Raw genomic sequence first — 22,698 nt, forward strand, 5'->3', positions numbered from 1 at the left:
TAATTTTAAAATATTTAATCGAAGACGAGGACAAGTTCCACACTCGTCCTCGTCTTCATATAACACTATACGGAGGTGGAAGACACGCCGAAAAATTAGAGTTTCTTCAGCGTATTCCACACCTGCTGAAGGTGCATTCGGTCATGGTCGGCCATAAAACCGATCACTTCCAGGAAATCCGTTGGTCCAAAGATGGCGTGACGGGCCTTGCGCTCCCATGTTTCGGCGGGGATCTGGGAAAGCAAATTCAAGGTTTCGCGCCGCGCATCATTAAATTCCTTCACTGCAAGCGGGCCATTTTCATGCAAATAATCCCTCTGGCTTGCCCATACACTTGTATCCGGACGGGGAATAAACGGTTCATTTTGTTCGGAAAACAACTTAATCTGCATATGATGGATTTCGCGCTCGGTATCGAGCATATGACAGACGATCTCGATCATCGCCCAATCTTCTGCCGAGGGTTCACGCGCCCAAGTGGTTTCATCCAATCCGTGCAACAAACCATTCATGGCGGCGGGAGTAGCGGATAAAACCCCCAGGATCGAATCCATTGTTTTGAAGGATGGAATTAGGGCGGAGAGATCGGTGGATTCTAGCCAACGGCGCAGATCAGACAAATTACCGCGCACCCCCGCTTCAGGTCCAGACGTGGAAGCGGGTTCATTTTCCACGTGAAATGCAGCCAGCCCAAGCATCTTCGAAGGTTTGATGTCGCGTTCGATGTCGTTGCCAACCATCAACACAGGACCATCCGGCCAGCCCATAAGCCCGAGGACTTCGGCATAATAGGCAGGGTGCGTTTTCGTAAAGTGGAAATTCTCGAAAGAGGAAACGATCTCGAACTGCTCAGGTTCAAAACCCGCCCAGCGCAGACGAGAATATGTAGCCTCACGTGGAAAAAGCGGATCGGTAGCCACGGCAATCCGATATCCCTTTGAAAACGCCCACTCCACAAATTCCCGTGCCTCGGGCCTCTGTGTGGTCAGGCTTCCCAGTGAAGGAAAAATATTATCGTAGAAATTTTCAAGGGGAGCCCGTAGCACGTCAGGGGCAAGATTCATGCGTGGATAGAATTCCGCGTCGAATACCTGCACGAGCGTGCGGGAAAAATCATCACTCGTGTTCATGGCATTGGTGCCCGCCATCAGGGCGCGCAGCATGATATCGGGTGCAACGTATGTGCCTAGTTCCTTCGCCAAAGCCTGAAAATACGCTGGGATAAAGGCTTCCATATTGGTATTGAGCAATGTGTCGTCGAGATCGATCAGAAGTGTTAGCGTCATAGTATTATTGGACTCCCCCGCGGAGTCAGGAATCATTCTTTTATTTCGAATTTGAACGGCAAATCGTGGCACTTGCCGCAGCCGATCTGCGGCTCGGAAACAGCCTGGTTTACCTTTTCACAAAACGCGCTCACCTGCACCCGCCGTTGAAAAATGGCGGTAATGGGACGTTCCACAGTGACCTTCAATTGCATGTGCTGACAGGAATTTGCGCGGGCAATATCCGGCACGGGGCATGTTTTACACAGGTCACGCGTCCAAGCCTGACCGTGGACCTGAAGCAAACGGCACTCCTCGTCATTGCGGCCACGGAAATAATTGCCATAGAAATGTGGGCATTCACGCCCTGCGGGTGTTTTCATTTTTGGGATAATTGATAAAAAACGGAGCGCAGGCTTCAGTCTGTGCCGTGCTTGGGACCAAATCCGCGCTCCTGTATTTGTGATGGGGTTTCAAAGAGGATCAGGCTGAGAGCCTGACCGGCAGCTACACGCGGGTGACGTATTCGCCTGTGCGTGTGTCCACACGAATGACATCGCCGACAACCACGAAGTTGGGGCACTGCACCGTCACACCAGTTTCGGTGATGACTTTCTTGGTGACGCCGGTGGCGGTATCGCCGCGAATGGCCATTTCAGCTTCGACGACCTTCAGGTCAACCGAGGTGGGCAATTCCACATCGATGGCTTCACCTTTGTAGAAGGTCAATTTCACTTCCATGCCTTCGGTGAGGAACTGGGCACTATCACCAAGGGATTCTTTCTTAATGCCGGGCTGTTCAAATGTGACGTTATCCATAAAGTAGTAGAGATCGCCATCGTTATACAGGTAGGAAACATTGGCGAAATCGAGTGATACATCCTGAACCGACTGGCCGGAGCTGAATGTGCGCTCAATGTTGGCGCCGGTCAGCAAATTGCGGGCCTTTACTTTAATATTGGCATTGCCGCGACCGGTCTTATTGTGGCTGTAGTCCAATACCTTTAGGAGATTGCCGTCCAATTCAAATGTGACGCCCTTGCGAAGTTCATTTACATCTATCATGCTTGCACTTTCCTTGATTAATTGAATTTGATTTTTTACGTGAGCGGGCAGATTATACCAATGAGTTGCAAATCGTGGCTAGGCTGGGGTAAACCACGCGGAATGGAAAGCGCAAAATCAGTGTGAGGCTTCGGAGGTTGGATCGTCGCTGAGGAGTTGTACGGCATGCGGAAGAACAGGCAGGACGGTTTGCAGGTTTTCCACGGCCCCCTTTGGGCTGCCGGGTAGGTTGATGATGAGAGTTCGTCCGCGAATGCCTGCGACGGAGCGGGAGAGCATGGCGTGGGCTGTCTTTTTCAGGCTATCGGAGCGCATGGCTTCAGCAAGCCCAGGCGCTTCACGCTGGATGACTGCACGGGTGGCTTCAGGGGTCACATCGCGTTGGGCAAAACCAGTGCCGCCTGTGGTAAGGATGATATCAAACTGTCCACTGTCGGCCCAGGAGATCAGCGCGGCGCGGATGGCAGATTCATCGTCGGGGAGAATCGCTTGATTGGCGACCAACCAGCCCTGAGCGCGGACAAGATCCGCAAGGGCGGGTCCAGAAGCATCCTCGCGCTCGCCTCGCGCTGAACGGTCAGAGAGGGTCATAATCCCAAATCGAATCGCCATGATCTTTACCACTAAAAGGCTAAACCGCCTGGATCACTTGCTTGAGAATCATGATGAGATCGTCGGGCATGTAGGGTTTCATCAAGAAACCGTTTGCACCGCGACGGACACACTCATCCCTGACATCGGAACCGGAAGACATAACCACACGCGTGGCGGCGGTCTCTGCTGAACTTCGAATGTTGGACAAAATATCCAACCCACTCTGGCCGGAAAGATGCACGTCCAACAAAACGACATCGGGTTTTTCATTGAGAACCGCCAGTGGAACATCGGCATCGGCTTGCAGGGCCAGTGCATCAAATCCCTCCATTTTGAGCAGGGTCTTCAACAACGAGACCATGGTAATGTCATCTTCGGCGATTAATACTTTTACTTTTGCCATTTTTCTTTACTTTCGTTGGTTTGGATTTTTTTGTGGTTGTCTTGCTGGCTTTCTTTTTTACCGGCCCCGCCTTTTCCAATGCGGCATTGAGCACGTCTTCCACAGATTCGGCAAAAATAAATTTCATGGATTGCCTGATCTCGTCAGGGACATCTTCAATATCCGATTCGTTGCGCTTCGGCAGGATCACGGTGGTCAGTCCATTGCGATGGGCCGCCAATACTTTTTCCTTGACGCCGCCGATGGCTAAAACCTGACCTCGCAATGTGATCTCTCCGGTCATGCCTACCTGTGGCTTGACCTTGCGGCCAGAGATCAACGACACCAGAGATGTGGCCATCGCCACACCTGCAGAGGGTCCATCCTTGGGTTGGGCTCCTGCAGGAATGTGCATGTGCAGATCGAATTTGTTGAAAAATTCCTCGGGCACATTCAAGGATTCGGCACGCGAACGGACGTATGACAACGCCGCGCGCGCAGATTCCTGCATGACATTTCCGATTGAGCCAGTGACTTGAAAACCGCGCCCGCCGGGCATGGCAGTCGTTTCGATAAACAAAATATCACCGCCAAAGGCTGTCCATGCCAGGCCAGGGACCACACCAGGAATGGATGTGCGCTTGTTGAGTTCCTCTGTGCCATGGAAAATCGGATGGTCGAGGTATTCCTCCACCAATTCGGGCGTGATCTCGAATTTTTCACCTTTGTGTTCGGCGATCTTCGTGCCGACCTTGCGGCAGACTGCACCAATCTTGCGCTCCAAGTTACGCACTCCCGCTTCACGCGTATATTGGCGGACAATCATTTTCAAAGCATCGTCGTTAAACGAAATCTCATCCTGATGAAGGCTATTCTCCCGAATCTGACGCGGAATGAGGTAGCCGCGCGCAATGGCCATCTTCTCGTTTTCGGTATAGCCCGAAAGGAAAATCATCTCCATGCGATCACGCAATGGACCGGGGATGGTCTCAAGCGTGTTCGCGGTGGTAATGAAAAAAACCTGCGAAAGGTCGAAGGAAACTTCAAGATAGTTATCGCGGAACTCACCGTTTTGTTCAGGGTCCAAAACTTCGAGCAAGGCCGAAGCGGGATCACCGTGAAAGTCATAGGTAAGCTTGTCCACTTCATCAAGCATGAAAACGGGATTCTTGGAATCCACGCGGCGCAGGGATTGCAAAATGCGTCCCGGCATTGCGCCGATATAGGTGCGGCGATGTCCGCGGATCTCGGCTTCATCACGCACACCGCCAAGCGATGCGCGGATGAATTTGCGTTCCATTGCGCGGGCGATGGATTGCCCGAGCGATGTTTTGCCTACGCCGGGAGGGCCGACAAAACACAAAATGACGCCTTCACGTTCACGGCGAATAAAATCATCAGAGGGGGCTTTTTCCTCATCCTTGCGGTCGAGGCGCAATTTGCGGATGGCAAGGAATTCGAGGATGCGGTCTTTTACATCTTCAAGGCCGAAATGATCCTTGTTAAGGATCTCTCGTGCATGTCCGATCTCGAGGTTATCCTGTGTAGATTTCGACCACGGAAGCGACACGAGCCAATCCAAATACGTGCGGATGACACCATACTCAGCCGCAGCTGTCGGAAGACGCGACAGGCGGTCCAACTCCTGTTTGGCCTGTTTATGGGCCTCCTCGGGCATTTTCGCCTCTTCGATCTTTTTGCGAAAATCCTCCGTCTCAACAGATTGTTCATCCCTGTCACCCAGCTCACGCTGGATGGCTTTCATCTGCTCGCGCAGGAAGTATTCACGTTGAACTTTTTCGATCTCACCGCGCGCTTCGTTTTGGATCTTCTGCCCGATTTGCAAAACTTCCGCTTCGCGGACAAGCAAACCGATCAGCTTCTTCAGTTTTTCATAAACAGAATCCAACTCGAGAATTTCCTGTGCATCCTGCAAATTGATGCGCTGGAAGTTCGCGATCGTATAAACGGTTTGCAAAGGGTCTTCCAGTGAGGTGATGGAGCCCACCAATTCATCGGGGAACGATGGGATCATTTGTGTGATCTGCTGGAACTGGTCGCGTGCGTTACGGGCCAACGCACTGGTCTCGAGATTCGTTTCCACGGTTTCGGGAATCAGGCTGATCCGCGCTCTCAAATAAGGTTCGTCCCCTACAAACTCTTCGATACGGAACCGTTCCATGCCCTGAACCAGCAGGCGGATGGTCCCGTCTGGGGCGCGCAACAAACGATGCACAGTGGCAATAGTGCCAACCTGATACAGTTCATTCGGGCCAGGGGTCTCCAACTCAGGGTTGAGTGCAGCAACGAGGCCGACCAATTTATCGCCGCCAACGACATCATCCACCAATTTTACGGAGCGCGGCTGTCCGACTGTCAGCGGGACGGCGGTGTTGGGGTATACGACCACTCCGCGCAACGGCAGAATTGGAAGTGTATCGGGGAATTTCTGTCCCTCGTTTTTCTCACCATTTTCCGGTGCTTGCGAAGCGCCATCATCCTTTTGAAAACGGGCAAGGGCCGACGACATGAACATTTTCATCAGTTCCTCGTCGGTCTCGCCCATCGATTGTAAAAACTCATTGATTCCGGTTTGCCACCGTTCTGCAGGCATATGTTTATTCAACCTTGATCTGTTTTGGTGTTGCTTTCGGGAGGGTAACGGTTAGGAATCCGTCTTTGTATTCCGCAATTGCGTGATCGATGTCCACCGGCCCGGGCAGACCCAGGGCGGTTGCAAATTTGCCGAAACGGATTTCCATTTGGTGATACGCGCGCCGTTCGGGGGCATCGGGGCGCACCCCTGCAATCAGCAGGGTATTGTTCTCTATCGAGACTTCAAAATCATCTTCATTCATTCCCGCTATTTCAACGCGGACGACGTAAGCATTTTCAGTTTCGTATTCATCAGTGGGAGGACTCCATACATTTGAGCGGACCTGCCAGCTCACTGCATGAAGGATTTCACGGCGCGTCTCCAACAACGCTGCGCTTGATTTACGTACGATCGCAGGCATGGATATTCTCCTTCACAATATGCGCTTTTCGGAAGAATTTGGCGCCTCCGGCGGGTTTCGAACCCACAACCTACTGCTTAGAAGGCAGTTGCTCTATCCATTGAGCTACGGAGGCATTATTTAAAACTACTCGCCTGATTCCGCAATCGGTATGCTGATCTCAAATGGTCTCAAGCCGCGATACACACGCGGACCGGCGATCGTCTTCAATATTGTATCTGCCGGGCGGCCAAGTTTCTTGCCGAGTTCTTCAGCAGACATGGGAGTGTTCCCATTCACGAGAAAAATACGAAATACTGCCTCCACCATTGCGGTATGCGCATCGGAGAATTCGGGCAGTAATGCGCAATGACTCATCAGGGCATGTTGTATACCATCCACCTGCTTTACTTCTGCAGTCTGTGGGTCGATCCAGTCGATCATTCCACCTTCGTCCATTTCGGCAAAGGCTTCCTGATGTTCGGCACACAACAAGGAACGCAGAAATACATGCCAGTCCCGTTCGCTCTTCTTCCACCATTCAAAATCAATATGAAATGGGGTCTTGGCTGTCGGTTTTAATAAACTCATTAGGCCTCCTCATCCAGGCGGAAGTGCAGATCGCCTACATGTTTGAAGGCAGGGTTGGTTTCCAATAAAGCAAAAAGCGGCGCAGGTGGAACGCGGCGCACAAGATTTATCGCCGCATATAATTCCTGGGCGTGTACATGTCCCTGCGGATTTGATTTGGTTAATTCACGCATGACCGAAAGCACGAGGTCATTAAACGATTGCTTCTTTTCCCAAACAGGGTCAAGTGACTTGAAATCAGGCACATGGATCACCATGCGGTCATTGAATTCAGCGGTGATCGGTTGTTTCAACATGGCAAAAACGAAGCCGCCATCCTTGCCAACCAATACAGTGCGGACCCAATCTTTTGAAGACCGCTGGCTCTTTACTTCCACGATCACTTCGCCGGGCTTTTCACCGCGCTTCAACTGCACGATCGAACCCGGGATTAATTGATGAGCCTTATACCATTCGCGCAAACCGTACACATATCCATACTCGAGCACGACCCAAGCAGGAATGCGTTGTTTGGTCTTGCCATCTACGAGAGTAAAACGTACACGCGGCGATTCGTATGCCGTGGGAAACAATCTGCGAGCCCGTGCAGACATGGGTAAAGTGCCAGCTCGCAAATGGGGGTAGATCAAAGTGATCGTAATGGATGAAATGTCGCCGTGGGCATCATCTTTATCAGGCGGGGTCAATTCATCATCTAATTGATCTTCAAGATTTCTGATCTCAGCACTGAGAACACTGCGATCATGTTCAATCTCTGAATAGCGTAACGGAGCCGGCACTTCACGTACAAAATCAGGTTCAAGGCGGTATAAGCACCACAATACTTGTCCGGCAGGGCCAACCTCATCAAAACGTTCGTCGCTCTGCAAGGCATAGTTCAGGGAAAATTCAGCCAGTTTGGGGTTTACGCTGGCGGGCAATTCAATATCTTTCATCAGTGCTTCGGTGGTAAGAGGTTCGCCGCCTGCCATATCCAGTACGGCTTCAGCGAGATTCAATTGTCCCTGATTGATATCAATCAAAAGAGAGCGTGGGAACCAGCTCCCGGCAATTTTCACAAGGCCGTGATCTGAATTGAAAGAAGCCTCAAGTTTCTTTTCGATCTGATCACCAAAATCACGTAAAATGGACTCGGCGCTTAATTCGTTTTTTTCTGGCTCGGCAATCGGTGCATCGTTCAAATAGTGCATTTCAAGGTTTGCGGCAAACAGACGCTCCGTGCGGTCTTCCATGGCAATCGTAAGCACATCGAAACCGCTCGACGAAGGATTCACTCCTTCGCGCAATGCAGTCACTGTGCCGCGTTTCCAATCCAACGCAGGAAAAACAATATCTTCACCAACTTGATATTTTTCTTTGGGCAGATAACTCCTGCCCGCAGCTTTATGCTTTCCCTCTGCCGCTGCACGCTCAGCCTTGATACGTGCATCTACAAACTCGAAGGAGAGATCCCGCGTTGTTAGCGGCGTCTCACGTTCAAAAAGATAATTATGCAGATTTTCAACATCTTGTGGAGTAATCTGAATGGATAACCAATATTCGGTGGGGAGTGAAAATGCGCCTGCCATACTCAGCCTTGAAATGAATTTACGCTTTACGCGTGACAGGCAGATTATACCTTACCTTGCAGATACTATCTATATTTTTATAAAAATACAGAATGCCGTAAGAAACCACATAATTTCCACATCAAATCAACCTGAAAGCTAGTTAAAGTTAGCCGCATTAAAAAGTGAAAGGAATTAATAAATGAATAAGACATTAATTTTCAGCCTGATTTTACTCACGGTCATAGCCACAGCCTGTGGAGTACAAGCGGCTCAGCCTTCGCCCCTGCCTGCCACTGCAACTGAGGCAGTGATCGTCCCTGCGGCAACAAACACATCCGTCCCCGTCCCCACAGAGGCGCAAGTCTCTCAGACAGAAAGCCCCACTCAACCAGCGGCGCCCACGGTCAGCTTTGCAAACGACATCCTGCCGATCTTTAATAATAGCTGCAACAAATGTCATGGTGTTGAACAGGTTAAGGAAGGCCTCGACATGAGAACATACGAAACCCTCATGGCAGGCTCATTCAACGGCAGTGTCGTCACCCCCGGCAGCGCCAACGACAGTTTCCTGGTCGAACAGATCATCAAGGGTGAAATGCCCAAGCGCGGACAAAAACTATTGCCCGCACAAATCCAACTCATCATAGATTGGATCAATGCAGGCGCACTGAACAACTAGACCCGTCCCACACATCAAAAAAACAAAAACGACTTGCTCAAAAAGAATCAAGTCGTTTTTGTTTCACCAGTCATTTGACTTGCACATTTGTAACCTTCCTCACTTGACTTTTCACCCCGCCCGTCGTAAAATCCTATTAATCTGATTAATCAGATTACAACTATGGTTTTACGCGAACGCATCTCCCCTGAACTCTCTGAATTTCTGCGCTATTTGGCTTCACATGAAGAAGCTGAAGGCAGTCTGCCCTCGTTAAACGACCTGAGCCGTGAACTTGGTATCAGCCTGGCAGGGTTGCGTGAGCAACTTGAGGTGGCACGCGCACTTGGTTTGGTCGAAGTCCGCCCTCGTACTGGAACGAGACGACTGGCATACTCATTTGCACCCGCTGTGATGAAAAGCCTCGCGTACGCATTGACCCTCGACCAAAGCAACTTCGAAAAATATTCGGAACTGCGAAACCACATCGAAACCGCCTACTGGGATGAAGCAGTTGCCCTGCTGACCGAAGAAGACAAACTTGAATTAAAGAACATTGTTGCACGCGCGCTGGAAAAACTGCATGGAAAGCAGGTACAGGTTCCGCACGAGGAGCATCGCAAATTACATTTGCTCATTTACAGCCGTCTCAACAATCCCTTTGTCACGGGTCTGCTGGAAGCCTATTGGAATGCGTACGAAGCCGTCGGTCTAAACATGTATGCAGGCGGAATCGACTATCTCGAAGAAGTTTGGGGCTATCACAAGACCATGGTTCAAAGTATTTGCAATGGAAATTACGCGGCGGGGCGCAAAGCGCTGATCACACACATCGACCTGCTCGCCCATCGTCCGATATAAACTAAGGAGTCACATGAATAAGATCATCAACGATTTTTCCATAACAGTTGGCACAGTGAACGGTTCCGGCAGTTCCACAGCCAACAACACCATCCTGCGCTCCATCTTCAAGATGGGAATTCCAGTCTCCGGCAAGAACCTCTTCCCTTCCAACATTCAAGGTCTGCCAACCTGGTATACCATTCGCGCCAATAAGGATGGATTTATCGCACACCACGAACAACGTGACATCGTCATTGCGATGAACCCCAACTCGTTCGTACGTGACCTGGCGTCTGTTGCTCCCGGCGGGGCATTTTTCTACGCTGACGAAATCAAGCAGCCCATCACCCGCACCGACATTGCCATTTATCCCATGCCGGTGAAAGCCATCGTGAAGAACGATCCAAACGTACCCACCGATTTCCGCGATCTCGTGGGAAATATGGTTTACGTCGGCATTCTTGCGCAAATGATTAATCTTGACATGGATAAGATCCTCGCCGCGCTGACCTTCCACTTCAAAGGCAAGCAGAAACCCATCGACATGAACTACGGCGCAGTCAAAGCTGGCGCAGAATGGGCAAAGGGCAATCTCGAAAAGAAGGATCCTTATTATGTCGAGGCGATGAATAAGACCGAAGGCATGATCATGGCGGATGGAAATACCGCCGCCGCGCTCGGTTCCATTTTTGGCGGCGTGCAATTTGCGGCTTGGTATCCCATCACCCCTGCAACCTCTCTGGCAGAATCGCTGAACGACTACCTGCCCCAACTCCGCAAGCGTGAAGACGGCAAGCATACCTACGCCGTTGTTCAGGCAGAAGATGAACTCGCCGCACTGGGCATGACTGTCGGTGCAGGCTGGGCAGGGTTACGCTCCATGACTTCCACTTCCGGGCCTGGCCTCTCCCTAATGACCGAGTTTGCAGGTCTCGCCTACTATGCAGAAACCCCCGTCGTCATCTGGGATGTGCAGCGCATCGGACCAAGCACCGGTCTACCAACACGCACTTCACAGGGCGACCTGACCTTTACCCATTTCATCGGCCACGGCGACTCACACTCTGTGATTCTGCTGCCTGGCGATGTATTCGAATGCTTTGAATTCGGCTGGCGCGCATTTGACGTTGCCGAACGCATTCAGACCCCTGTGTTCGTTCTAAGCGATCTGGATATGGGCATGAATCAATGGATGAGCAAACCCTTTGAATATCCCGAAACGCCAATGGATCGCGGCAAGGTCTTGTTCGAAAAAGATATCGAGGAACTCAAAGGCAATTGGGGACGCTACCTCGACAAGGACGGAGATGGAATCGGTTATCGCACCTTCCCCGGCAACAAGCATCCCTTAAGCTCCTACTTCACCCGCGGCACAGGTCACGACGAGTATGCCAAATACACTGAAGAAGCAGACATGTATTTGAAGAACATGGACCGCCTGAAGAGGAAGCACGAAACCGCCAAACAATACGTCCCCGCTCCTGTGCTTCGCTCCATGAAGGGTGCGACGGTTGGCATCATTGCGTTCGGTTCGACCGAAGCGGCTGTTATCGAAGCCCAGTATCAACTGGACAAAGATCATGGCATCAAAACTGATTTCCTACGCATACGCGCCCTACCTTTCACAAAGGAAGTGGATGCGTTCCTTGCGAAATATGACCAGATCTTTATTGTGGAAATGAACCGTGATGGACAGATGAATCAGATCCTGTTGACCGAATATCCGCAGTTTGCACACAAGTTCAAGTCTGTGGCATTTGGTGATGGCATGCCTGCTTCTGCCAAATGGGTCCGCGAGGGAATCCTTGCGAAATACACGAAGACTGGAACGCCGAAGAAAGCCGCAGTGGCGAAAACTGCGTCGAAGGCAAAAGCAGTTTCAGGGTCCAAAAAAGCAGCGGCCAAAAAGCCAGCAGTGAAGAAGCCTGTTGCCAAATCCAAGTCATCCGTGAAGTCAAAGCGGAAGTAACAACTTTATCAAGGAGCATATAAAATGACAGAAGCTCTCCCCATGGCCGGCACACCTGCAACAAATGTCAACCTCGCTGGCTTATCCAAAAATGAATATCGCGGCAACCCGAGCACCCTGTGCCAGGGCTGCGGACATAACTCGATCTCCAACCAAATCGTGACCGCGCTGTATGAAATGAACATCGTTCCCGAAGACGTGGTGAAATTCAGCGGTATTGGTTGTTCTTCGAAGTCACCGACTTACTTCCTGAACCGTTCCTTCGGTTTCAACAGCCTGCACGGACGCATGCCGTCCATTGCAACGGGCGCATTGTTTGGCGACCAGCAATTGAAGGGCATCGGCGTTTCTGGCGATGGCGACTCTGCCAGCATTGGCATGGGTCAATTCAAACACGTGATGCGCCGCAACGTGAACATGCTCTACATTGTCGAAAACAACGGCGTGTACGGCCTCACCAAGGGCCAATTCTCCGCAACCGCTGAAAAAGGCCTGAGCCTGAAGAAGCAGGGCGAAAATCCCTACATGCCTGTGGATATCTGCATGGAAGCCCTTGTTTCCAATGCGACCTTCGTTGCCCGCTCCTTTGCTGGCAACCCCAAGCAGGTGAAGGAATTGCTCAAGGCGGCGCTCGCCCATGACGGTATCGCCGTGTTGGATATCATCAGCCCATGCGTGACCTTCAATAATCAGGAAAACGCCTATCACTCCTATGCATGGGGCAAGGATCACGAAGAACCGCTGCATGAGATCTCCTACATCGCCCCGCGCAATGAGATCATCCTCGAGCGTGAACTGGAAGATGGCGAAGTACGTGAAGTAGCCATGCACGATGGTTCGACCGTGATCTTGAAGAATCTCGAAAAGGGATACAACCCCACTGACCGCTTCGAAGCCCTGCGTGTGATGGAAGAAGCAGGTCGCAACAACTGGTTGATCACCGGCCTTTTGTATGTGGATACCACCAAGCCAAATCTCACTTCAATGTACAACCTTGTGGATACACCACTCAACCGCCTTACCGAAGCCGAGTTGAGACCCGATCGCTCGATGATCGACAAGGTCAATGCGTTGATGTTCTAAAACACTTACCCAGCTCCCACCCTGCCCTCCCCCAAATCCAAAGAGCGGATTTGGGGGAGGGTTTATAAAATGAGAAAATATGACCACAGAAACAACAAACGAAAAACTTGATTTCAAACGCATCCTGCCTGTATTGGTGATCGTGCTGGTTGACCTGATGGGATTGTCCATCATTATTCCCCTGCTGCCGTTGTATGCAGCGCGTTTTGGGTCATCGCCGCTGGTGATCGGAATCTTGCAAGCCACCTACCCGATGATGCAGTTTTTAGGAGCACCCATTCTCGGGCGTCTCTCAGACCGCTTCGGACGGAAGCCAATTCTGGTCGTGAGTCAGATCGGCACTTTAATCGGCTTCATCATGTTGGGGTTTGCAAATTCTCTCCTGCTGTTATTCATCTCCCGCATTATTGATGGCCTCTCTGGCGCGAACATTTCCACGGCGCAGGCCGCCATCGCCGATAGCACCACCGAGAAGACCCGCACGCAGGGGCTGGGACTCGTCGGCGCGGCATTTGGCATCGGCTTCGTGCTTGGCCCCATCCTCGCGTTTATCGTATTGGCCGCCAGCGGACAAAACTATCAAGCAGTCGCTTTCACCGCCGCATTCTTCTCGTTGACCTCGATCCTGCTGACCGTATTTTGGTTCAAAGAAACATACACAGAAGTTGAAAATCCAGAAGCTTCCCGCAAACGCCGCCCGTTTTCGTTCGGTGCATTACGTGAAGCACTCAGCCGCCCTGCCATCGGCTTCCTGCTCATTCTGATGTTCTTTTATCAGATCGCGTTCGGCGGATATGAACAACTTTTTTCATTATTCACACTCACCCGCCTCGGCATGGACGCGCGAGACACCTCAGGCTTGTTCGTGCTGGCGGGTTTGTTCATCATCGTAGTGCAAGGCGGTCTCATCGGTAGATGGTCAAAACAAAAAGGCGACCGCTGGCTGGTATTGATGGGCATCGGCACACTTGCCATCGGCTTGATCGGCACCGCCCTCACACCCGCCGTACCGATTCCCTGGTACGAGAAAGCCAAAGTGCTTGAAAGCATGGCAGGCCAGGGTGAGTTCCGCGTTTCGATTCAAAGCATCAACATCCAACTACCTGATGAATCCGCAAAGGGCTGGCTTGGAATCGCCTGGCTGCTTCTCGCAAGTTTCCCAGCCGCATTAGGAGGTGGCGTTTTACAGCCTGCCGTCAACAGCCTTATTACGAAAGCCTCAGATAAAAGCGAAGTTGGTGGAATGCTCGGCGCATCCTCCGCGGCATATAGCGCGGCCAACGCCATCGCGCCGCTTTTTTATGGAGCGCTGTTCCAATGGTTCGGTGGACCCGTCCCGTTCTTTGCGGGCGGCCTCATCCTCGCCATCATGTGGCTGTTCGCGCCCAGGGTAGTAAAGGCCTAATCATCGTAGGGGCACCGCGCTACGGTGCCCCTACGATATAATTCGGGGAAATGAAAAATCTCGACTCAGAAATCTCACTGGAATACATTCGCGCATCCGGCCCCGGTGGGACAGAACGTGAACAAGGTCGCGACGGCGGTCCAATTGCGCTTTGACATCACCAACTCCCCCTCTCTCGCTTCTGACGTAAAAGGGAGGCTGATTCGGCTTTCTGGGAGTCGAGTCACCGCTGACGGAGTGCTCATCATCGAAGCGAAGAAATATCGCACGCAGGAACAAAACCGCGAAGACGCGATCCAGCGGTTTTACGAGTTGGTGACAAAAGCAAGCGAAAGACCGAAGGTACGCCACAAAACAAAGCCGACGAAGGCATCGAAAGAAGAAAGGCTGAAAGAAAAAAAGAGTCGGGGAACTATCAAAAAGATTCGACGAGACAAAGCCTACGACTGAGCCGCCATGTCGCCATCCATTGCCCATGTCACCTACCTTGTGCGCGATTACGATGAAGCCATTGCATTCTTCACCGAAAAGTTGAATTTCACCCTGCTCGAGGATACACTTCTCAGCGATAAAAAACGCTGGGTGCTGGTCGCTCCGCAAGGCGGAAACGGTTCTGCACTGCTTTTGGCCAAAGCGGACTCTCCTGAACAATCCCAGCACATCGGCAATCAAACAGGCGGCAGGGTCGCTTTCTTCCTCCACACCGACGATTTCCAGCGCGACCATCAAAGCACTTTTCGATATAATCGGGGACTATGCAAAAACACAGCTTCGCAGGGTTACTCGCAGGATTGGGGGCCGCGTCCATTTGGGGCGGGATGTATGTTGTCAGCAAAGTGGTTTTGGATGTCATTCCGCCATTCGCATTGTTGAGCATTCGTCTTGTCATGGGGGCGCTGGTATTGGGAATCATTATTTATTTTCGAAAAAGCAAGACCGAATTTACGAAGGAACAATTCTGGAAAAGCCTTCTCGTCGGCGTGGTCGGTTATGGCATTTCGCTTGGTTTTCAATTCGTGGGCACGAAACTTTCCACAGCATCCAACGGGTCACTGGTCACTTCGGCCACGCCCGCTTTTGTTTTGATCTTCGCACCGTTTTTGCTTGGCGAAAAAACAACCACACGCCGCATCGTTGCATTGGTCGTATCCACACTTGGGGTGCTGGCCGTGATCGACCCGCGCAACGCCGAACTCTCCCCCACTTTATTTTGGGGCAACATGAGTCTGCTTGCGGCGGCGCTCACCTGGGCGCTGTATTCGGTGCTGGTGCGCAAAGTCAGTCAATCGGGTGACCTGCTTACCTCCAGCGCGGTGATGCTGCTGGGCGGCCTGCCATCAAGCATCGCGTTCGGTCTGTGGGAAGTCAACACACAGGGCGTTGGCGCGATCACGCCAGGAATCATCGGCGGCCTATTGTTTTTGGGGATCATCTCAACGGCCATTGCCATGTTCCTGTGGAATTACGCCTTCGCAGAATTACCCGCCGCCGTGGCATCGTTGACGTTCTTTGCCCAGCCGGTAGTGGGTACGCTGCTCGGGTGGTTTTTCCTCTCTGAAACAATCACCCCCCTCTTCCTGTTCGGCGGCGCTTTGATCAGCGTCGGCATTTTAATTGCAACCAGAGAATAAGCACGATACAACCCAATTTCGTAGAATCAGCTATCGGTTAAGAAAGAAGCGGATGCAGTTTGTAGAAAACTGCATCCGCTTTGTTGATCTTTATAAGGGCGGAAATCCAACAGGTTGGACATCCCCAAAAAATTATTTCTTCACGTTGTTTTCAGCAAGTTTGCGTGCAAGATTGACAGACGCGTCGCTGCCGACGGTGTGAAGCAGGGCCATGTTGGGCGGGCGCTGTGCGCCGACGGGGTATCCGCAGACAAGCACGACCTGCTGCCCGGAACGAATACCTGAATTCAGAAGCACGGCATCTACATTGGCAAGCATTTCATCCATGGTGTTGGCGAATTTCGTGAGATGCGGCTGAACGCCCCACAGGAAGGAAAGTTGATTGAAGGTATCGTACTCGGGTGTGAACGCGAGAATGTTTTTTGAAGGACGGCCTTTGGACATCAGCCAGGCGGAACGTCCCTGCATGGTGAAGACGGAGACCGCGCTGACTTCGGGGTCGGTCGCCAGCGCTTTTGCGGCGCGAGCCATCGAAGCCGCATCGCTATCGCCGAGGCCTGCCCTGCCATCCTGACGGCTGCCCCATTCAGTGAAATGAGACTCGGCTTCGCTGACGATGCGCGACATCATGGAGACCGCCTCGCTCGGATATTCACCCGAAGCAGTTTCAGCGGAAAGCATCACGGCGTCGGTGCCATCGAAGATGGCGTTCGCCACGTCGGAGGCTTCAGCACGTGTGGGCAATGGATTCTGGATCATGGATTCAAGCATCTGCGTGGCGGTGATGACGAGTTTGGCACGCGCATTGGCAGAATGAATAATATGCTTTTGCAGGGACGGCACGCGTTCGGGTGGAAGTTCCACACCGAGGTCACCGCGGGCAACCATCACGCCATCCACCACGTCAAGGATTTCTTCGAGTTCATTGAGCGCTTCGGGTTTTTCAAGTTTTGCAATGAGAAGCGGTGTGACAAACCTTCCCTTTGAAAATTCCTCTAGCGCGGCACGAACCGCCTTTACATCATCGGCGCTGCGCACGAAGGAAATGGCGACTGCATCCACACCTTGAGAGATCCCAAAAGCAAGGTCGGCCTTGTCTTTTTCGGTAAAGCCCGCGATACGAAGTTTTACACCAGGCAGGTTGATGCCTTTGTGCGAGGACAATGTCCCCCCCACCAATACCTTTGCGTGAACCACGCGTCCTTTGGCAGTGACCACCTGCAGCGCAAGGCGGCCATCATCCAACAGCAGGCGGTCGCCTTCGTGGACAGAGTCAAATAGTTCGCGGAAATCGACTGGCAGGAGTTGGTTGTTGGTTTGCGGGGGCTCATCATTTGTGGCGAATAAACAAATCTGTTCATCCACTTCAAGTTGCAACGGCGCTACAAGCTTGCCGACACGGATCTTTGGTCCCTGCAAATCCTGCAGGATGCCGATCGGCAATCCAAGCCGTTTTGAAACTGCGCGAATGGCGGCGACGCGTTTCTGATGCTGTTCGTGTGTTCCGTGGGAAAAATTGAGGCGGGCGATGTTCATTCCCGCTTTCATCAATGATTCGAGAGCCTGCTCTGAATCAGAGGCAGGGCCGATGGTTGCGACGATCTTTGCTCTTCTCATACGATCACTTACTTCCTTCTAAAAGTGTAATAAAGTTCAACCAGAACCGTTTGCTGATGGCAATTGAATAATACACCCCAAAAACGGCAAAAAGATGCGCTGTGAAAAGGGAATTTCCAGCGCCCACCCCCTGCTTATACGGTTGACGGAAACTATGATAGGTAAAAAAGCCGATGATGTCAAGGCATGCAGGTTATTGATTTGTTAATTTTGACACACACGAATTTCGCTGAATGGCAAAACGGACTTATTCAAAAAATGCCGCAAGGTCTGAAACCCTGCGGCACGTTCTTTCGAGTGAAAATCTGTTACAGGTAATGCAATTCTTTCGCCTGTTTGGCCAAGTCTTCGCGGAATTGCGGGTCGGCCACATTGATCAAGGCCTGCGCCCGCTGACGAATGGTTTTGCCATACAGGTCGGCAATGCCGTGTTCGGTGACCACAAAGCGGACATGGTTACGGCTGGTAACCACGCCAGCACCCTGCTTGAGCATGGATGTGATCTTGCTTAACTTTGTTCCATCTCGCAGGCTTGCCACACTTGGCAGTGCAATGATCGGAACACCACCCTTCGAGCGTGAGGCGCCGTAGACAAAATCCAACTGGCCGCCTACGCCACTGTACAGTTTCGGTCCGATGCTGTCCGCGCAGATCTGCCCGGTCAAGTCCACTTCAATGGCGGAATTGACGGCCACCATGCGGTCGTTTTGGGCAATGATGAACGGGTCGTTCACATATTCCGTGGGATGCATTTCAACCATCGGGTTATCGTTGACCCACTCATACAGTCTCTTGGTGCCGAGAATGAACCCAGCGACCACCTTGCCAGGGTGCAGGGACTTGCGGGCATTGGTCAGCACGCCCGCGTTGACGAGGTCGATCACGCCATCTGAGAATAACTCGGTATGAATGCCGAGGTCTTTTTTATCGAAAAGGAATTTCAAAACAGCATCGGGAATCGAGCCAATGCCAAGCTGCATGGTCGCGCCATCGGGGATCAATGAAGCTACGTGACCGGCGATCTGTTTTACAACTTCCGAATCGCCTTCCGAAGCCATCTTATGTTCGGGAATCGGATAGTTGACTGGCACGATATGGGTCAGGCGGCTGACGTGAATGAACGCATCGCCCAACGTTCGCGGCATCTGTTCGTTGACTTCAGCAATAATGATCTTCGCCGATTCAGCCGCAGACTTGGTGAGTCCCACTTCCACGCCCAAGCTGCAAAAACCATGCTCATCTGGTGTGGATACGTGGATGACAGCAACGTCCAATGGCAGCACGCCGCGTTTAAATAACAGGGGAAATTCAGAAAGCAGAACAGGTGTAAAATCGGCGCGGCCTTCCTGCACTGCCTTGCGGATATTCGCGCTGATGAACATCGAGTTCACGCGCAGGTGACCTTCCATTTCAGGGCCGACATAATCGGCAGAGCCCACGGTCAACGCCTGACAGATCTCCACATCAGTGAGATTCGGGGCATACTCCACCAGCGCCGCTAAAATCTTTTGAGGCACCGACACGTTACCGGTGAGAAAGACGCGGTTCCCCGATTTGATGGTTTTGACCGCTTCCAGTGCGGTCGTCACCCTTGATTGATAAATACCAGCTGTGGTCATATTATTCATCCTCCTGCTGCGCGCTCAAACGCACAAGGTTGAGCAGCTTGCCGTTGTGCGTATTGATCGCAGGTTCAAGGGATGGATTGCTCAAAATCTCTTTCGTTCCAAGTGCAGCAATTTCAGTGATATACGGTATGGCAGAATTCACAAAAGCATGTGTGGCGGTGCGGGCGACAGCGCCCGGCATATTCGGCACACAATAATGCAAAATACCTTCTTCGATGTAAACAGGATGTTCATGTGTGGTTGGGCGCGAGGTTTCAACACATCCGCCCTCATCGATACTGACATCCATAATAACGGAGCGTGGTTTCATCGAACGCACCATTTCGCGCGAGATTAGGATCGGTGTGCGCTGACCGGGCGATAACACTGCACCGACAACCACATCCGCATACATTACCGAACGTTCAATATTGCGCTTCGTAGACATCTTTGTAGCGATGGTCGGGAAACGATCCCAAATGCGCTGGAGCGCGGCGAGGTTATGGTCGATCACTGTTACATGTGCGCCCATTCCGAGGAACATTTGTGTGGCATATGTGCCAACTACGCCTGCGCCTAAAATAACCACCTCGGCTGGCGGTACGCCGGGCACACCGCCCATCAAAATGCCCTTGCCGCCCCAATTATTCTGAAGCAGGCGCGCCGCGATCTGAGCCGCCATTGCACCGCCGATCTGACTGAACGGTCGCAAAACAGGCAGTGAGCCGTCTGGCGCCTGAATCTGTTCATAGGCCACCGACGTAATCTTCTTTTCAAGCAGGATGTCAATCTTGTCCTGCTGGGTCGAAGCGAGGTGCAGAAAACCCGCCAGGATCGAATCAGGGCGAAGCCAGTTCAATTCTTCCTGCATGGGGCGTGCAACTTTCAACAACAGATCTGCGCGGCCAAAGACTTCTTCTTTGGAAAAAACAAGACGCGCACCGGCTTTCTCGTAATCCGCGTCGCTGAAGCCAGCCATGACGCCCGCTTCATGCTCAACGAAGATCTGATGCCCATTCTGAGTCAGAATCTCGGCCCCGGCTGGGGAAAGACCCACACGATACTCAAGAGTTCTACTTTCTTTTGGAATTCCGATATACATTTATGCCTCCGTAAAAAACCCTAAAGGTTTTCAAAACCTTTAGGGTCTCAAGATTACTTCATATTTAGCACTTCACGAATGGATGGAAGCGCCCAATCTATGGTTTCCTTGTCAATCACCAGCGGTGGAGCAAAGCGAATGACATTATCGTGGGTCTCTTTCGCGAGGATGCCCTTCGTCTGCAATGCTTCGCAAAAACGACGCGCACCCTTTGCCTCAGGCTTGAGTTCAACGCCGATCAACAAGCCGCGTCCGCGTACTTCTTTGATATGCGGACTGGAGATCTCACTCAACTGCTCAACAAAATACTCACCCAATTGCATGGAGCGCTCAGCCAGCTTCTCTTCGCGGATCACACGTAACGCCGCACGTGAGACTGCCGCAGCCAGCGGATTGCCGCCAAAGGTGGAGCCATGCTCACCAGGCTGGAACAAACCGAGAATGGGCTTGTCTGCCAGAACCGCCGAAACAGGATAAAAACCACCAGCGAGCGCCTTGCCGATGATCACTACATCGGGGCGGACATCTTCATGATGTGAAGCGAACAGTTTCCCAGTTCGGGCGAGACCCGTTTGAATTTCATCCGCCATAAAGAGGACGTTGTTCTTCTTGCAAGTCTCTGCAACCTTCTTCAAATATCCAGCGGGCGGAATAATGACCCCAGCCTCGCCTTGAATGGGCTCAAGCAATACGGCAGCGGTGTTTGGCGTGATAGCCTTTTCGATAGCATCTGCATCGCCATAGGTGACTGTGACAAAGCCCGGGGTGAAGGGACCAAAGTCATCGCGATAGGAGGGTTCGGTGGAGAATGAAACGATGGTCACCGTGCGCCCGTGGAAGTTACCCGAAGCGACGATGATCTCCGCCTGATGGCGCGGGACCTTCTTCACCTGATACGCCCATTTGCGGGCGAGTTTCACCGCAGTTTCAACCGCTTCAGCACCCGAGTTCATTGGCAGCGACATTTCGTAGCCAGTCATCTCGGAAAGTTCCTTGTAGAGCAACGGCAACTGGTCGTTGCGGAAGGCACGTGAGGTCAGCGTAACGCGCTTGGCCTGATCGAGCAGCGCCTTCAGGATTTCAGGATGTACATGCCCCTGATTGACTGCGGAGTACGCGCTCAAACAATCGAGATACTTCTTTCCATCCACATCGTAGACCCACACACCCTCCGCTTTTTCGATGACCACATCGAGCGGATGGTAATTGTGCGCGCCGTATTGTTCTTCCATCTTGATAAAGTCTTGTGTATTCATTTGTCAGTTATCCCATAAATAATTGAGTTTCAAAATTCAAATTAAGACATCTGGGATTTGAAAACCGATTCCCGATTTCCAAATCCTGATCCTAATCTCTACGCCACGTCAAACAGGCGCGCCAAGATTGCCTTTTGTGCATGCAGGCGGTTGTGTGCCTGCGGGAAAATGACGGAGTGCTTGCCATCCGCCACGTCGTCAGTCAGCTCCTGGTTGCGATGAGCAGGCAGACAATGCATCACGATCACATCCTTGCTCGCTTCACTAACCAATTTCGCATTCACCTGATACGGAGGGAAGATTTTCTCGCGCTTGGCAGTTTCCTCTTCCTGACCCATCGAGGTCCAGGTGTCGGTGTAGATCACATGCGCGCCTTTGACCGCCTCATGCGGGTCACGCACAAAGGTCAATTTGCTCTTGGTCTTCTTCGCGATCTTCTGGGCAATTTCAATGGCCTTCGGGTTGACGTCGTATCCTTCGGGAGTGGCAACAGTCACATTCCAGCCAAGCTGTGCAGAAACGTGCATCAACGAAGTTGTGACATTATTTCCGTCACCCACATAGCTCACGTTCAAACCGCGGGACTTCTTCCCGAATTTTTCCTGAATGGTCAATGCATCCGCCATGCCCTGACAGGGATGGTTGTAATCGCTCAAGCCATTTACAACGGGGATCTCAGACCACTTCGCAAGTTCGAGCACATGCTCATGCTCGAACACACGCGCCATGAGTCCCTGCACATAACCAGATAGCACGCGCGCCACATCCGCGATGGATTCGCGCTTGCCGAGGCCGATCTCACTCGGAGAAAGATAAAGCGCATCGCCGCCGCAATGACGCATGGCCATGTCAAATGAAATACGTGTGCGCAGGCTCGGCTTCTGGAAAATCATTCCCAGCACCTTGCCTTTGAAAATGGGTTTGTTTCCTTTTTTAAAGTATTGCTTCTTCAGTTTTACTGCCAGGTCAAGCAGGTCTTGAATTTCATCAGATGAATAATCTGAGATCGCGAGAAAGTCCTTCATAGTTACTCCTTGTTGTGAAAGTATATCTTTATAGTGGGATTCTGCCACGTTTCAAGCAT

The 22,698-nt window shown here is 51.8% G+C and carries 22 protein-coding genes and 1 tRNA gene; 8 read left to right on the forward strand and 15 right to left on the reverse strand.

From position 1 onward, the window contains the following. Window positions 1-95: 95 nt before the first annotated feature. The 10 genes from IPI86_RS00135 to IPI86_RS00180 form a co-directional block, all read right to left on the reverse strand. Entirely contained in the window at window positions 96-1,286 is a 1,191-nt protein-coding gene (locus IPI86_RS00135; RefSeq protein ID WP_345295943.1) for a DinB family protein, read from the reverse strand. 32 nt (window positions 1,287-1,318) lie between these two features. Continuing rightward, window positions 1,319-1,648 carry a hypothetical protein gene (locus IPI86_RS00140; protein ID WP_345295944.1) on the reverse strand — a complete coding sequence of 110 codons (330 nt, stop codon included), beginning with the start codon at window positions 1,646-1,648 and terminating at the stop codon, window positions 1,319-1,321. Between the two features lie 124 nt (window positions 1,649-1,772). Next, window positions 1,773-2,330, reverse strand: coding sequence for an elongation factor P (efp, locus tag IPI86_RS00145; RefSeq protein ID WP_345295945.1), 558 nt, complete (start codon window positions 2,328-2,330; stop codon window positions 1,773-1,775). Window positions 2,331-2,447: 117 nt separating this feature from the next. Beyond that, window positions 2,448-2,942, reverse strand: a complete 495-nt coding sequence (locus IPI86_RS00150) for a MogA/MoaB family molybdenum cofactor biosynthesis protein (RefSeq protein ID WP_345295946.1) — start codon at window positions 2,940-2,942, stop codon at window positions 2,448-2,450. A gap of 19 nt (window positions 2,943-2,961) precedes the next feature. Next, window positions 2,962-3,327 (reverse strand): response regulator, encoded by a 366-nt coding sequence (locus tag IPI86_RS00155; RefSeq protein WP_345295947.1) that lies wholly within the window; start codon window positions 3,325-3,327, stop codon window positions 2,962-2,964. Next, window positions 3,293-5,920, reverse strand: coding sequence for an endopeptidase La (lon, locus tag IPI86_RS00160; RefSeq protein ID WP_345295948.1), 2,628 nt, complete (start codon window positions 5,918-5,920; stop codon window positions 3,293-3,295). Before lon ends, IPI86_RS00155 begins: the two co-directional genes overlap by 35 nt. A gap of 4 nt (window positions 5,921-5,924) precedes the next feature. Then, window positions 5,925-6,323 (reverse strand): Hsp20/alpha crystallin family protein, encoded by a 399-nt coding sequence (locus IPI86_RS00165; RefSeq protein WP_345295949.1) that lies wholly within the window; start codon window positions 6,321-6,323, stop codon window positions 5,925-5,927. A gap of 39 nt (window positions 6,324-6,362) precedes the next feature. Further along, window positions 6,363-6,438, reverse strand: a tRNA-Arg gene (locus IPI86_RS00170). An 11-nt stretch (window positions 6,439-6,449) separates the two neighbouring features. Next, complete coding sequence (locus IPI86_RS00175) at window positions 6,450-6,893, reverse strand: hypothetical protein (protein ID WP_345295950.1); 444 nt, start codon at window positions 6,891-6,893, stop codon at window positions 6,450-6,452. After that, window positions 6,893-8,461: a hypothetical protein gene (locus tag IPI86_RS00180; protein ID WP_345295951.1), complete on the reverse strand. Its 1,569-nt coding sequence runs from the start codon at window positions 8,459-8,461 to the stop codon at window positions 6,893-6,895. Before IPI86_RS00180 ends, IPI86_RS00175 begins: the two co-directional genes overlap by 1 nt. Before the next feature lie 181 nt (window positions 8,462-8,642). Here IPI86_RS00180 and IPI86_RS00185 point away from each other — a divergent pair, with 181 nt between their 5' ends. From IPI86_RS00185 to IPI86_RS00220, 8 genes are all read left to right on the forward strand, one after another. Then, the gene (locus IPI86_RS00185; RefSeq protein WP_345295952.1) at window positions 8,643-9,122 is read left to right on the forward strand and encodes a c-type cytochrome domain-containing protein; all 480 of its coding nucleotides are present in this window, start codon (window positions 8,643-8,645) and stop codon (window positions 9,120-9,122) included. Between the two features lie 162 nt (window positions 9,123-9,284). Next, entirely contained in the window at window positions 9,285-9,962 is a 678-nt protein-coding gene (locus IPI86_RS00190; RefSeq protein WP_345295953.1) for an FCD domain-containing protein, read from the forward strand. A 13-nt stretch (window positions 9,963-9,975) separates the two neighbouring features. Next, window positions 9,976-11,913 (forward strand): 2-oxoacid:acceptor oxidoreductase subunit alpha, encoded by a 1,938-nt coding sequence (locus tag IPI86_RS00195; RefSeq protein WP_345295954.1) that lies wholly within the window; start codon window positions 9,976-9,978, stop codon window positions 11,911-11,913. A 24-nt stretch (window positions 11,914-11,937) separates the two neighbouring features. Then, on the forward strand, window positions 11,938-12,996 hold the full coding sequence (locus tag IPI86_RS00200) for a 2-oxoacid:ferredoxin oxidoreductase subunit beta (RefSeq protein ID WP_345295955.1): 1,059 nt from the start codon (window positions 11,938-11,940) through the stop codon (window positions 12,994-12,996). Between the two features lie 79 nt (window positions 12,997-13,075). Then, the gene (locus tag IPI86_RS00205; protein ID WP_345295956.1) at window positions 13,076-14,401 is read left to right on the forward strand and encodes an MFS transporter; all 1,326 of its coding nucleotides are present in this window, start codon (window positions 13,076-13,078) and stop codon (window positions 14,399-14,401) included. 117 nt (window positions 14,402-14,518) lie between these two features. Next, window positions 14,519-14,851, forward strand: coding sequence for an alternative ribosome rescue aminoacyl-tRNA hydrolase ArfB (arfB, locus tag IPI86_RS00210; RefSeq protein WP_345295957.1), 333 nt, complete (start codon window positions 14,519-14,521; stop codon window positions 14,849-14,851). Window positions 14,852-14,857: 6 nt separating this feature from the next. Beyond that, on the forward strand, window positions 14,858-15,274 hold the full coding sequence (locus tag IPI86_RS00215; protein WP_345295958.1) for a VOC family protein: 417 nt from the start codon (window positions 14,858-14,860) through the stop codon (window positions 15,272-15,274). Beyond that, window positions 15,220-16,032: a DMT family transporter gene (locus IPI86_RS00220; RefSeq protein WP_345295959.1), complete on the forward strand. Its 813-nt coding sequence runs from the start codon at window positions 15,220-15,222 to the stop codon at window positions 16,030-16,032. Before IPI86_RS00215 ends, IPI86_RS00220 begins: the two co-directional genes overlap by 55 nt. A gap of 132 nt (window positions 16,033-16,164) precedes the next feature. Here the strand turns inward: IPI86_RS00220 and pyk are convergent, their stop codons facing one another. The 5 genes from pyk to argF all read right to left on the reverse strand — a co-directional run bounded on the left by pyk (window position 16,165) and on the right by argF (window position 22,639). Next, window positions 16,165-17,649, reverse strand: coding sequence for a pyruvate kinase (gene pyk / locus IPI86_RS00225; protein ID WP_345295960.1), 1,485 nt, complete (start codon window positions 17,647-17,649; stop codon window positions 16,165-16,167). A gap of 308 nt (window positions 17,650-17,957) precedes the next feature. Then, window positions 17,958-19,268 (reverse strand): acetyl-CoA hydrolase/transferase C-terminal domain-containing protein, encoded by a 1,311-nt coding sequence (locus tag IPI86_RS00230; protein ID WP_345295961.1) that lies wholly within the window; start codon window positions 19,266-19,268, stop codon window positions 17,958-17,960. Between the two features lies 1 nt (window position 19,269). Continuing rightward, a complete protein-coding gene (gene ald / locus IPI86_RS00235) occupies window positions 19,270-20,358 on the reverse strand; it encodes an alanine dehydrogenase (RefSeq protein WP_345295962.1) in 1,089 nt (362 codons plus the stop codon). A gap of 53 nt (window positions 20,359-20,411) precedes the next feature. Further along, entirely contained in the window at window positions 20,412-21,614 is a 1,203-nt protein-coding gene (rocD, locus tag IPI86_RS00240) for an ornithine--oxo-acid transaminase (RefSeq protein ID WP_345295963.1), read from the reverse strand. A gap of 98 nt (window positions 21,615-21,712) precedes the next feature. After that, window positions 21,713-22,639: an ornithine carbamoyltransferase gene (gene argF, locus IPI86_RS00245; RefSeq protein WP_345295964.1), complete on the reverse strand. Its 927-nt coding sequence runs from the start codon at window positions 22,637-22,639 to the stop codon at window positions 21,713-21,715. Between the last annotated feature and the right edge of the window lie 59 nt (window positions 22,640-22,698).

It is taken from the genome of Candidatus Villigracilis affinis (assembly GCF_016705895.1).
In the GTDB taxonomy this organism is placed as follows: Bacteria; Chloroflexota; Anaerolineae; order Anaerolineales; family Villigracilaceae; genus Villigracilis; species Villigracilis affinis.